This is a genomic window from Acinetobacter nectaris CIP 110549 (assembly GCF_000488215.1).
GTDB lineage: Bacteria > Pseudomonadota > Gammaproteobacteria > Pseudomonadales > Moraxellaceae > Acinetobacter > Acinetobacter nectaris.
In genome coordinates this window covers 1-13497 of the sequence record NZ_KI530734.1, presented here as the reverse complement: position 1 = coordinate 13497, position 13497 = coordinate 1, and the positions used below count along the sequence as shown (strand labels likewise).

The following is a 13497-nucleotide window of genomic DNA, read 5'->3' as shown; positions in this document are numbered from 1 at the left end:
AGCATTGAGTGATGTGATTTTTATGTGCAATCTATGGGTGGGTGTGTGAGTCATAAAAAAAATAAACGCTATTTAGGAGTTGTTTTATTTCATTTGTCTTTGGGATGTACTGTATCTATCGCAAATGCTGCAAATGAACAATTTAATGATGCACTCGCAGCTGCAAATTCAGGCAATTTGACTCGACTCGATCAAGATGCGATTGCAATGCAAAATGATGTTTTAGGGTATTATCCTGAATATTTTAAATTAAATACAAACTTAGCCCTGCAACCTGCATCAAGTATTATTCAATTTGCACAAAAATATCCAAATTCGGCAATGGCAGAAAAATTGGCTGCTGACTATGTTGAAGAAAAAGTAAAAGAAACCAATTACGCAGATGCACAACCTGTTTTATCTTATATTACGAATCCCGACAATGCTGAAAACTGTGCAATTGCGCAAGTGCGTGCTAAATCGGGTGATCCTTTAGTCTTTGCTGAATATAAGGATTTGTGGTTAAGTACAAATAATAATATGCCTGATTCTTGTATGGGCTTAAATAGAATGATGTCATCTAGTCCCTTGATGACAACAGAAGATAAACAACAGCGATTATGGACACAACTTCGAGCAGGTCAAATTGGTCTTGCAGCATCTACAGCACAGTCATTGGGTTTAAATGTTTCTATTGCACAGCTCACACAAATTCAAACAAATCCATTGGGCTATCTTTGGTCTGCACCAAAAGCAAATGATACAGACTATGCTTATTTAATTTTTGCTTTAGGACGTTTGGCAGATAGCGATTTAACCGCAGGTTTAACCGCAGCCAATCGTGCAGCAGAAGGTGTACCACCTGCTGTACAAAAGTATCTTTATAGAACAGTTGCTTATATTGGTGGTACAACGGTACTTAAAAATAATTTTAACCGTATTGTACTAAATTATTTTGACGCGAGTTATGGCATTCCATTTAGTGCAGAAGAGGCTGAGATTTATGCGCGGCAAGCCATTCGTTTTGGTGCATGGGATAGCTTAATTCGTGCAATTTCTGTGATGGGTGTGACACAGCAGCAAGAAAGCCGTTGGCAATATTGGCTTGCCCGTGCAGATGAGCAACAAGCAGATAAAAGTTATAAGAAGCAGGCAAGTACACTGTATAGTGATTTAGCAAACAATGGCGATGATTACTATAATTTGCTAGCTCAGGAAAAAATTGGTCAAAAGTACAATAGAGTAGACCAAGCAGAGCCAAGTGCTGATGATATGCAACGTGTAAATCAAGATATTAATTTTAATCGTGCTTTTGCTTTGCGTACTATAGCCGCGCCTGCTAGCTATGCAAATAGAGAGTGGAACTGGGCTGTGAGACAAGCATATCTGAAAAAAGATGATGGCTTACTTCTTGCTGCTGCTCAAAAAGCTGCAAATATGGCATGGTACGACCGTGCAATTTATGCAGCGGAGCGAACTGTAAGTCGACATAACTATAATTTGCGTTACTTAACACCTCATCAAAATGCAGTTGTTTTACATAGTGGTAATGTTGGCTTAGATCCTGCATGGGCTTATGGTCTAATGCGTCAGGAAAGTCGTTTTGTAGCAAATGCTCGTTCTAATGTTGGAGCAGGAGGATTAATGCAAATTATGCCAAATACTGCCAAATTGGTTGCGAGACAAATGGGTGAGACATATAATCCAGCAGCACTGAGCGATATGAATACCAATGTCCGCTATGGGACGTATTACTTGTCCATGATACAAGGACAGCTAAATGGTAATGCTGTACTTGCAACTGCTGGTTATAATGCAGGGCCAAATAGGGCTTTGCGCTGGCAACCTACAGATCAGCCAATTGCCGCTGACCAATATGTAGAAAGCATTCCTTTAGATGAAACAAGAAACTATGTTAAAAATGTTATGACGAATACAATTCATTATGGTGCAATTCTGGGGCAAGGACAGCAATACATAAGTAAATGGATGAAAATAATTCCTTTACGTAGTAGCAGTGAATAATCAGAAGTATAAGTACAGTATGTGGAATAGGGTTATGGAAGAGATTGGTATATTTTATGTCTAAAGGTAAGTATTTACAGTATTTTACGACATATGCCTTAATGTTTATTGTTGGCACGTTTGGGTGTTACTTTATCTCATCTTCTAGTCAGGCAGCAAAACTAGATATTTCAGAGGGCTATGTGCTCAATATTCAAATGACGCCTGCGGTATGTGCATTTGATCAGAACCAAAGAAAGCAACGAAAGTGTTTGGAAGGTTATGCACTGACGATAGGTAGTCTTGTGCCTGAAAACTTCACAAGAAATAATGAGGCATGTGCAACAGATACATCTGCTGTGCTTTCACCGTTGCAAGCTAAAGTTGTTGCGCGTGTGATTCCTGATGAATCATACAGAGTACAGTTGTGGCACGCCGTTGGTGGCTGTGTTCCAATGAATGCACCTCAGTACTTTAGAACAATTATTAATTATGCACAAAATTTAAAAATTCCTGCTGTATTAACAGATACCATCTCACATGCGATGTCTAAACAATCTCTTGAGGAACAGTTTCTCTCTTTAAATAAAGGATTACCTGCAAAGGGCATACAACTTAACTGTCAAAAAGATAGTCATAATGCTGTTTTAACCCATATTAGTATTTGTTATAAAAATAATGGTCAATTTAAAACATGTCCTACGAATATAACATCAAATTGTCCAGCCCAGTTTAATATACAGGGAACTTACTAGTTTGAAATTAAAATGATTTTTATCACAGATGAAAAGCACATATTTACCATGCAACAATAAAAAGATTGGAGTACAATGTTGGTCGTTTATGATTAAAAAGATTAAATAGAACCTCGCTGTTTAATCATATTAACGCACCTCAAATGGAGATAATTACATGAAGCAACCCATTCGTGTTGCCGTAACTGGCGCTGCAGGTCAAATTGGATATAGCTTACTATTCCGTATTGCAAGTGGTGAAATGTTAGGGAAAGATCAACCAGTTATTTTACAACTTCTAGAAATTCCAGTTGAAAAAGCTCAACAAGCGTTACAAGGCGTAAAAATGGAGTTGGATGACTGCGCTTTTCCTTTGTTGAATGAAATTATTTGCACAGATGACCCAAATGTTGCGTTTAAAGATGCAGATTATGCGTTGTTGGTTGGTGCGCGCCCACGCGGTCCGGGTATGGAACGTGCAGATTTATTACAAGAAAATGCAAAAATATTTACAGTACAAGGTAAAGCATTAAATGATCATGCAAGCCGTGATGTAAAAGTTCTTGTGGTTGGTAATCCTGCAAATACAAATGCATATATTGCAATGAAATCTGCACCAGACCTTCCTGCAAAAAACTTTACAGCAATGCTACGTTTAGACCATAACCGTGCGCTTACGCAACTTGCTCAAAAAGCAAATGTTGCTGTTGCAGATATTGAAAAACTTACGGTATGGGGTAACCATTCACCAACAATGTATGCAGATTATCGTTTTGCAACAGTAAACGGTGAGCGCCTAAAAGATAAAATTAATGATGATGCTTGGAATAAAGATGATTTCTTACCAACAGTAGGTAAGCGTGGCGCAGCAATTATTAATGCGCGTGGTCTTTCTTCTGCTGCATCTGCTGCAAATGCAGCAATTGATCATATTCATGATTGGGCACTAGGTACTCAAGGAAAATGGGTGACAATGGGTATTCCATCCGATGGCTCTTATGGTATTCCTGAAGGCGTTATTTATGGTGTGCCAGTAATTTGTGAAAATGGTGAATATACACGTGTTGAAGGTCTAGAAATTGATGAGTTCAGCCGTGAGCGTATGAATCTTACATTACAAGAGTTGGAAGAAGAGCGTAGCGCAATTGCTCACCTACTTAACTAAAGTGATATAGCGTAAAAAAGCACCTTCAAAGGTGCTTTTTTATTGTTTGCAAAATTAGTTTAATTTCCTAGTGAGTATCTCTTTCAACCATGGCAGTTGTTGTATATTTACAAAAGCATGATGTTGCTTGATTAGATGTAAATCAAACTGATCTGTGCTTGCATATTTTTTTAGCCAATGTTGAGTCATTGCTACTTCACCTTTTATAACTGAAGCATATGCAAGATAAAAGTAGACATTCCCATCGTGTAAATGTGCAAGCGGCTTTAAAATTTGTTGGGTAATTAGCGCAAATTTTGTATCTTTCGTGAGTTCATAATAGATCATATATGCTTTAACTAAGAGGAGCGAAAGCTCCGTGTATTCAGCAATAGAAATATTTTCTTCAAACTCAAGACGTGACTGTTCTAATAAAGCAATGGCCTCATGTAAGAAATGTACTTGCTCTTGTTTATTACGGCTAAGTGTAACAAGCTGAAGGCGTAAATCAGCACGCTCTAAAGCAAGGCTTGCAGAGTTTTGCTCTAAATACAATTGATCTGTTTCACCAATTCTTTCGATGATATTCTTGCTCATAAGAGTACCTTAATCTGTTTATTCTAATAATATGAGGGACTTTTTTAGAAATTAAAGCTTATCACAATGTTAGATCATTTCTAAGCCAAGCAGTAATTGAAAGTCGTTTCTGTTTAGAGGTGATTACTTCATGCAACAAATTGCTTTCAAAAATAACAATGCTATTTGCAGTGGGTTCAATCATATGCCAGTTCATTTTTTTGTCTTGTAAGCGTAATTGTCCTCCCCAACTTTCTTGCCATGTTTTATGAATATAGAAAACGCTCGAAATAACACGATGATTTTTTTGTTGTGGGTTATCTCGGTGTAGTGCATAAAATTCACCAACATTGTAGCAAGCAAAGTGAGCCTCTACATTTTTAATACCAAGAAAAAAAGCTTGATTTAAAGATTGTGAAAGATTTTCTAAAGCTAAGATATGTTTGTGTGCAAGTGATTGGGTTTCATTAATCCATAAAATATGATCACTACGAATTTTACTAATTACGCCATCTTGAATTGCCGCAGCACGAAACTTATCCATTTTAGAGAGGCATTCTGTATTTAATGCAGTAAAGAAAACGTCATCGTATGCTTGTTTAATGATACTAAAACCAAATTCATCAAGCTGATTTACGATCTGATCAACATCCCAAGGCATAGGGAGAGAGGCTGTTGTCATTTTAAAAATAACAATAAAATAAAGGGAACTTATTCTAGAGCAAATCGTGATTCAGCATGTAAGTTTTTTTTCATGTTAATATATTTGCAGAAATGAGGAACATACATATATATGAACTACCGTCACCACTTTCATGCAGGTAACTTTGCAGATGTAATGAAGCACGTTTTATTACTTCAACTTCTTACACGCTTAAATTTGAAAGACAAACCTTACCGCTATATTGATACACATGGTGGTGCAGGAAAGTATGACCTGTCTGAAGCGCCTGCGCAAAAGTCAGGTGAGTTTTTGTCAGGTATTCACCGTCTTATGCAGTTACAGCCGGGTCAGATTAAAAAATCTCCTGAAGGTGTGCAAAAATACTTACAGCTTGTAGAGCAACTACGTGAGCAAGAAGGTAAAGGTGCTTATCCAGGTTCACCATGGGTGGCACTACAAGGTTTGCGTGAAATAGATAAGGCAACAGTTTTTGAAATGCAGAGTGATGTATTTGAACAACTACGCCATAATATTCGCGATAAAAAAATGGGATTGCATGAACGTGATGCCTATGAGGGATTACTTGGTGTAATTCCACCACGTGAAAAGCGTGGTTTGGTTATGATTGACCCTCCTTATGAAGTGGAAAGAAAAGATTTTCCACAATTGGTAGAGTTAATTCAAAATGCATACAATAAATGGCCGACTGGAGTGTTTGCTGTTTGGTATCCAATTAAAGATCGTGCCATGATCCAGCGTTTTGAAAAGAAAATGATAAAAACGGGTATTCGCCGTCAATTGGTTTGTGAAATATGTGTTTGGCCAGATGATACACCGATTGGTTTAAATGGATGTGGTTTGCTTGTGATTAATCCACCATGGAAGTTTGCTCAAGAAGCTGAAGAAGCATTAAAGTGGTTACTTCCGCACTTGAAAATGCATGAAACGGGTGGATCATTTGCAGTAAAGTGGCTTGTTGGTGAATAATGACCCCCACTCTGGATAGCTAGGAACAAAATATATGACCAAGACACCAAAGCGCAATGGCGAGTATTCAGATGATGTTCATGATGGATTAACATTTGAAGTGATTGAAGAAGAAGACACAAATGAAGGTCAACGTGTAAAAAAACGCGGTATCTATTTGTGGCCAAACTTAATTACGACAGCCGCTTTACTGTCAGGTTTTTATTCCATTGTTGCGAGTATGGATGGCCATTATATACAAGCGATTTATGCTATATTTTTGGCGGCATTATTAGATGGGCTAGATGGGCGTGTTGCGCGTGCAATTGGTGCACAAAGCCCATTTGGTGAACAACTCGACTCACTATCCGACTTAATTGCCTTCGGTATATCTCCTGCAATACTGATGTATAGTTGGAGTGTGCATGGTTTAGGGCGTATAGGGTTGGCATGTTGCTTTGTGTATGCAGCATGTGCAGCATTCCGATTGGCACGTTTTAATGTGCAAATAGGCGTGGTAGATAAACGTTATTTTATCGGTATTGCGAGTCCATTAGCGGCAATCTTAGTGGTTTGTCTTGTTTGGGTAAGTAGAGATTATTCATCTGTATTTCAGGTTAAAGATAAAGCAGTACAAATAGGCTATGCTGTATTTATGGTTGTGACAGGCCTGCTTATGATTTCAAATATGAAATACTACTCATTTAAGCAGATGGATAAAAAGCGTGTTCCTTTTATTGTCATGCTTCCTGTTGTACTTATTCTTGCAGCAATGACTTATAATATTCCTGTAGGTATACTCGTTGTATCTATATTGTATGTACTATCTGGATTCATAACGACCTTTTTTGCAAGCAAAGAAGACGCTTCTGATGAATAGTCAATAGTAGAGGAGGGGGTATGAGTAGACTTAAAGATGGTCATATACCCCCAAAATCTAAAAAGAATTTTCTTACGTTAGAGTATCAGCCGCTATTTACCAAGCATTGGAATTTTCTTTTTCTAAACCTACCAGCACCTATTCACTATTGCTCATTCCACGTATTTATTGGAGTCTCACATCACCCAATTTACAATAAACTCCAGCATCAAAAGCAAAAACTACACTTATTTCTGAGTGTAAATGGTCAGCTCAATCAACATTATCAATGTATAGATCTTCAGAGTAATCTTATTCAATCTGAGCCTGAAACAACTTTTATCTTATCTCAACTATTTAACCTATTTCAGATACAACAACAAATCAATTTAAATAAAAATGATAAAGACCTTATATTTGATCTATTCCTGAATTTAAAACCTAAAACTTATACATTTCCATCATCTAATTTCTTTTCTAAGCAAGATGTGACTCATGTAAATTTTGAAGGAACAATACAGTATCAAAATGAAACTATAAGCTTAGAACGATTTGGATATTTATTTTCAAATAAATTTTTACAACAGCCCTTTTTAAAAATATATTTTTATATGCGAATGGTTATAGAAATAGATGGTTTATGCATTTGTTTTCAGCAACATCAATATAACAGGAATTTAATAACACATAGAAAAGTGATAATTTGTGAAACTAAAAAAAATAAGGGTAGGATCTATACAAGTGAGATTAGTTATAACTTATACAGTGTATTTCCGCGAATTGAATTATCTGACAAAAAAAGTTTATTTATTCCTAAAGAACATGAGTGGCAATTGAAATCAAAACAATATCAAATCGAAGTAAGAGCTAAATCACGAAAAGACTTTAAATTTGGATTTGCTAATGGTGTGATTGATAGCTTTACAGCAGATATTACAATTAACCAAAAGACATACTCTGAAAAAGCTATTGGTTATATGGAGTATATTGATAGTCGTTCCTTTATTTTGAGTGAAAATAAGTTAGACAATATGCAGGAGATACTCACAGGTAATTTAAAACCTTTCTATTCTGCTGTAAAAAAATTCAAATTTATTGAAAAAACTCTTATTTAGTACACATTTTATTCTATTGATAAATAAAATAGAAATAAATTGGATTAGGGGGTTGCGTTTGAAATGTATTGGTCTATAATGCGTATCCATCGGCGGTGATGTTGAAAGAAACTTCTTAGTAAACAGTAACTTAGTTGATTGGTTTAGGATTTAGTTCTTAGATTGATTAAAGTTAGGTTTGATTAAGAAGATAAAAAAACTTTCAGATTACAGTTGACTTTCTTTAAAAAGAGAGTAATATAGCCGACCTAGCTTGCTGATGACGAATCAGTGATGCGAATCATTAATAGAATTGAAGAACAACTTGTGTGGATTTTTACTGAGTGATCACTGAATATATTTAAGATTCATTGATTAAAAGTAGAAATTTACTCGAAAATTTATTTGAGGGCGAATATTTTTGCTAGTGATTAATGAGCCAGATTGATTCCCTTAAGGAATTAATGATTTTAACTGAAGAGTTTGATCATGGCTCAGATTGAACGCTGGCGGCAGGCTTAACACATGCAAGTCGAGCGGGGGATTGTAGCTTGCTACATGACCTAGCGGCGGACGGGTGAGTAATACTTAGGAATCTGCCTATTAGTGGGGGACAACGTTCCGAAAGGAGCGCTAATACCGCATACGCCCTACGGGGGAAAGCAGGGGATCTTCGGACCTTGCGCTAATAGATGAGCCTAAGTCGGATTAGCTAGTTGGTAGGGTAAAGGCCTACCAAGGCGACGATCTGTAGCGGGTTTGAGAGGATGATCCGCCACACTGGGACTGAGACACGGCCCAGACTCCTACGGGAGGCAGCAGTGGGGAATATTGGACAATGGGCGCAAGCCTGATCCAGCCATGCCGCGTGTGTGAAGAAGGCCTTATGGTTGTAAAGCACTTTAAGCGAGGAGGAGGCTTACCTGGATAATACCTAGGATAAGTGGACGTTACTCGCAGAATAAGCACCGGCTAACTCTGTGCCAGCAGCCGCGGTAATACAGAGGGTGCAAGCGTTAATCGGAATTACTGGGCGTAAAGCGCGCGTAGGTGGCCATTTAAGTCAAATGTGAAATCCCCGAGCTTAACTTGGGAATTGCATTCGATACTGGGTGGCTAGAGTATAGGAGAGGAAGGTAGAATTCCAGGTGTAGCGGTGAAATGCGTAGAGATCTGGAGGAATACCGATGGCGAAGGCAGCCTTCTGGCCTAATACTGACACTGAGGTGCGAAAGCATGGGGAGCAAACAGGATTAGATACCCTGGTAGTCCATGCCGTAAACGATGTCTACTAGCCGTTGGGTCCTTTGAGGACTTAGTGGCGCAGCTAACGCGATAAGTAGACCGCCTGGGGAGTACGGTCGCAAGACTAAAACTCAAATGAATTGACGGGGGCCCGCACAAGCGGTGGAGCATGTGGTTTAATTCGATGCAACGCGAAGAACCTTACCTGGCCTTGACATACTAAGAACTTTCTAGAGATAGATTGGTGCCTTCGGGAACTTAGATACAGGTGCTGCATGGCTGTCGTCAGCTCGTGTCGTGAGATGTTGGGTTAAGTCCCGCAACGAGCGCAACCCTTTTCCTTACTTGCCAGCATTTCGGATGGGAACTTTAAGGATACTGCCAGTGACAAACTGGAGGAAGGCGGGGACGACGTCAAGTCATCATGGCCCTTACGGCCAGGGCTACACACGTGCTACAATGGTCGGTACAGAGGGTTGCTACACAGCGATGTGATGCTAATCTCAAAAAGCCGATCGTAGTCCGGATTGGAGTCTGCAACTCGACTCCATGAAGTCGGAATCGCTAGTAATCGCGGATCAGAATGCCGCGGTGAATACGTTCCCGGGCCTTGTACACACCGCCCGTCACACCATGGGAGTTTGTTGCACCAGAAGTAGATAGTCTAACCCTCGGGAGGACGTTTACCACGGTGTGGCCAATGACTGGGGTGAAGTCGTAACAAGGTAGCCGTAGGGGAACCTGCGGCTGGATCACCTCCTTAACGAAAAGGTGAGACTTGGTAAGAATCCACAACAAGTTGTTCTTCGGTATATTATCTGAGGGTCTGTAGCTCAGTTGGTTAGAGCACACGCTTGATAAGCGTGGGGTCACAAGTTCAAGTCTTGTCAGACCCACCAAAGACTAGAAGATAATGTACAATTCGAAATGATTTTAAGCTGGGGACTTAGCTTAGTTGGTAGAGCGCCTGCTTTGCACGCAGGAGGTCAGGAGTTCGACTCTCCTAGTCTCCACCATGATTTTAATCAGATTGATATTTCAATTTAATTAAAGTTAAGCTAATAAATAAGCAAACAGCTTATTTGCTTATAGAGTTTAGTAGAAAGATTGCGTATACTACGCCACCTTGATATTAACCTCTGTGAGTAATCACAGTACATGACCTGACGAAGGCATGTTAAATCATTAACAGATTATTCAATTTGAGTCTGAAATAAAATTGTTCACTCATACATTTTGAAGCGTTTTAATTGAAATTTTAATTAATTTCACATTAAAGCAACTTGAAATGAGATGAGAACTAGCAAATTAACTGAATCAAGCGTTTTGGTATGAGATTGAAGCTGTACACCTTGAAGTTCGCGTAAGCGACTGTTTGGGGTTGTATAGTCAAGTAATTAAGTGCATGTGGTGGATGCCTTGGCAGTCAGAGGCGATGAAAGACGTAATAGCCTGCGATAAGCTCCGGGGAGGCGGCAAATATCCTATGATCCGGAGATTTCTGAATGGGGGAACCCACTTACCATAAGGTAGGTATCAATAACTGAATACATAGGTTGTTGAGGCGAACGAGGGGAAGTGAAACATCTCAGTACCCTTAGGAAAAGAAATCAATTGAGATTCCGTCAGTAGCGGCGAGCGAACGCGGATCAGCCCATTAAGTTATCTAAGTTTTAGTGGAACACTCTGGGAAGTGTGACTATAAAGGGTGATAGTCCCGTACACGAAAGGGCTTAGATAATGATATCGAGTAGGGCGAGGCACGTGAAACCTTGTCTGAATATGGGGGGACCATCCTCCAAGGCTAAATACTCCTGACTGACCGATAGTGAACCAGTACCGTGAGGGAAAGGCGAAAAGAACCCCTGTGAGGGGAGTGAAATAGATCCTGAAACCGCATGCATACAAGCAGTGGGAGCATATTTATTATGTGACTGCGTACCTTTTGTATAATGGGTCAGCGACTTATATTCAGTAGCGAGGTTAACCGTATAGGGGAGCCGTAGAGAAATCGAGTCTTAATAGGGCGTTTAGTTGCTGGGTATAGACCCGAAACCAGGCGATCTATCCATGAGCAGGTTGAAGGTTGGGTAACACTAACTGGAGGACCGAACCCACTGTCGTTGAAAAGCCAGGGGATGACTTGTGGATAGGGGTGAAAGGCTAATCAAGCCTGGTGATAGCTGGTTCTCCCCGAAAGCTATTTAGGTAGCGCCTCGGACGAATACCATAGGGGGTAGAGCACTGTTTCGGCTAGGGGGTCATCCCGACTTACCAAACCGATGCAAACTCCGAATACCTATGAGTACTATCCGGGAGACAGACTGCGGGTGCTAACGTCCGTAGTCAAGAGGAAAACAATCCAGACCGCCAGCTAAGGCCCCAAAATCATAGTTAAGTGGGAAACGATGTGGGAAGGCATAGACAGCTAGGAGGTTGGCTTAGAAGCAGCCATCCTTTAAAGAAAGCGTAATAGCTCACTAGTCGAGTCGGCCTGCGCGGAAGATGTAACGGGGCTAAAACTATGTGCCGAAGCTGCGGATTTACGCATTAGCGTAAGTGGTAGGGGAGCGTTCTGTAAGCCGATGAAGGTGTGTTGAGAAGCATGCTGGAGGTATCAGAAGTGCGAATGCTGACGTGAGTAACGATAAAACGGGTGAAAAACCCGTTCGCCGAAAGACCAAGGGTTCCAGTCCAACGTTAATCGGGGCTGGGTGAGTCGACCCCTAAGGCGAGGCCGAAAGGCGTAGTCGATGGGAAAATGGTTAATATTCCATTACTTCTGTGTAATGCGATGAGAGGACGGAGAAGGTTAAGTCAGCCTGGCGTTGGTTGTCCAGGTGGAAGACAGTAGGCATGCATCTTAGGCAAATCCGGGGTGCTCTATGCTGAGAGTCGATAGCAAGTAGGTTTACCTACGAAGTGGCTGATACCATACTTCCAAGAAAAGTCTCTAAGCTTCAGTTACACAGGAATCGTACCCGAAACCGACACAGGTGGTCAGGTCGAGTAGACCAAGGCGCTTGAGAGAACTCTGCTGAAGGAACTAGGCAAAATGGTACCGTAACTTCGGGAGAAGGTACGCTGCTGATGGTGATGGAACTTGCTTCCTGAGCTGTCGGCAGCCTCAGAAACCAGGCCGCTGCAACTGTTTATTAAAAACATAGCACTCTGCAAACACGAAAGTGGACGTATAGGGTGTGATGCCTGCCCGGTGCTGGAAGGTTAATTGATGGGGTTAGCGTAAGCGAAGCTCTTGATCGAAGCCCCAGTAAACGGCGGCCGTAACTATAACGGTCCTAAGGTAGCGAAATTCCTTGTCGGGTAAGTTCCGACCTGCACGAATGGCATAATGATGGCGGCGCTGTCTCCAGCAGAGGCTCAGTGAAATCGAAATCGCGGTGAAGATGCCGTGTACCCGTGGCTAGACGGAAAGACCCCGTGAACCTTTACTGCAGCTTGACATTGAACTTTGACCTTACTTGTGTAGGATAGGTGGGAGGCTTTGAAGTAGTGACGCCAGTTACTATGGAGCCATCCTTGAAATACCACCCTGGTAATGTTGAGGTTCTAACTCTGATCCATAATCTGGATCGAGGACCATGTCTGGTGGGTAGTTTGACTGGGGCGGTCTCCTCCTAAAGAGTAACGGAGGAGTACGAAGGTGCGCTCAGCGTGGTCGGAAATCACGCGTAGAGTATAAAGGCAAAAGCGCGCTTAACTGCGAGACCAACAAGTCGAGCAGGTACGAAAGTAGGTCTTAGTGATCCGGTGGTTCTGTATGGAAGGGCCATCGCTCAACGGATAAAAGGTACTCTGGGGATAACAGGCTGATACCGCCCAAGAGTTCATATCGACGGCGGTGTTTGGCACCTCGATGTCGGCTCATCTCATCCTGGGGCTGAAGCAGGTCCCAAGGGTATGGCTGTTCGCCATTTAAAGAGGTACGCGAGCTGGGTTTAGAACGTCGTGAGACAGTTCGGTCCCTATCTACCATGGGCGTTGGAAATTTGAGAGGATCTGCTCCTAGTACGAGAGGACCAGAGTGGACGAACCTCTGGTGTACCGGTTGTGACGCCAGTCGCATCGCCGGGTAGCTATGTTCGGAAGGGATAACCGCTGAAAGCATCTAAGCGGGAAGCCTACCTCAAGATTAGATTTCCCTGTGACTTTATGTCACCTAAAGAGCCGTTCAAGACTAGGACGTTGATAGGTTGGATGTGGAAGTGTAG

General features: G+C 41.0%; 8 protein-coding genes, 2 tRNA genes and 2 rRNA genes. 10 read left to right on the top strand and 2 right to left on the bottom strand.

Annotation, left to right across the window (positions count from 1 at the left end; all coding sequences use genetic code 11):
• Positions 1–33 precede the first annotated feature (33 nt).
• The 3 genes from P256_RS08905 to P256_RS08895 all read left to right on the top strand — a co-directional run bounded on the left by P256_RS08905 (position 34) and on the right by P256_RS08895 (position 3882).
• A complete protein-coding gene (locus tag P256_RS08905) occupies positions 34–2004 on the top strand; it encodes a lytic transglycosylase domain-containing protein (RefSeq protein ID WP_023273359.1) in 1971 nt (656 codons plus the stop codon).
• Between the two features lie 56 nt (positions 2005–2060).
• A complete protein-coding gene (locus tag P256_RS08900) occupies positions 2061–2738 on the top strand; it encodes a ribonuclease T2 family protein (protein ID WP_023273358.1) in 678 nt (225 codons plus the stop codon).
• 157 nt (positions 2739–2895) lie between these two features.
• Positions 2896–3882, top strand: coding sequence for a malate dehydrogenase (locus tag P256_RS08895; RefSeq protein ID WP_023273357.1), 987 nt, complete (start codon positions 2896–2898; stop codon positions 3880–3882).
• 54 nt (positions 3883–3936) lie between these two features.
• Here P256_RS08895 and P256_RS08890 read toward each other — a convergent pair whose 3' ends face one another.
• Entirely contained in the window at positions 3937–4458 is a 522-nt protein-coding gene (locus tag P256_RS08890; RefSeq protein WP_023273356.1) for a hypothetical protein, read from the bottom strand.
• Positions 4459–4519: 61 nt separating this feature from the next.
• Positions 4520–5119 (bottom strand): 2OG-Fe(II) oxygenase, encoded by a 600-nt coding sequence (locus P256_RS08885; RefSeq protein ID WP_023273355.1) that lies wholly within the window; start codon positions 5117–5119, stop codon positions 4520–4522.
• 111 nt (positions 5120–5230) lie between these two features.
• On the opposite strand from P256_RS08885, the gene P256_RS08880 reads away from it, so the two are divergent.
• The 7 genes from P256_RS08880 to P256_RS08850 all read left to right on the top strand — a co-directional run.
• The gene (locus P256_RS08880) at positions 5231–6088 is read left to right on the top strand and encodes a 23S rRNA (adenine(2030)-N(6))-methyltransferase RlmJ (protein ID WP_023273354.1); all 858 of its coding nucleotides are present in this window, start codon (positions 5231–5233) and stop codon (positions 6086–6088) included.
• A 34-nt stretch (positions 6089–6122) separates the two neighbouring features.
• Positions 6123–6947, top strand: a complete 825-nt coding sequence (gene pssA / locus P256_RS08875) for a CDP-diacylglycerol--serine O-phosphatidyltransferase (RefSeq protein WP_023273353.1) — start codon at positions 6123–6125, stop codon at positions 6945–6947.
• 20 nt (positions 6948–6967) lie between these two features.
• Positions 6968–8041 (top strand): hypothetical protein, encoded by a 1074-nt coding sequence (locus tag P256_RS08870; RefSeq protein ID WP_023273352.1) that lies wholly within the window; start codon positions 6968–6970, stop codon positions 8039–8041.
• A gap of 450 nt (positions 8042–8491) precedes the next feature.
• Positions 8492–10028, top strand: a 16S ribosomal RNA gene (locus tag P256_RS08865).
• Between the two features lie 59 nt (positions 10029–10087).
• Positions 10088–10164: transfer RNA gene (locus tag P256_RS08860), tRNA-Ile, on the top strand.
• Between the two features lie 41 nt (positions 10165–10205).
• Positions 10206–10281 (top strand) — tRNA-Ala (locus P256_RS08855).
• 371 nt (positions 10282–10652) lie between these two features.
• Positions 10653–13497 (top strand): 23S ribosomal RNA (locus tag P256_RS08850); the annotation flags it as partial.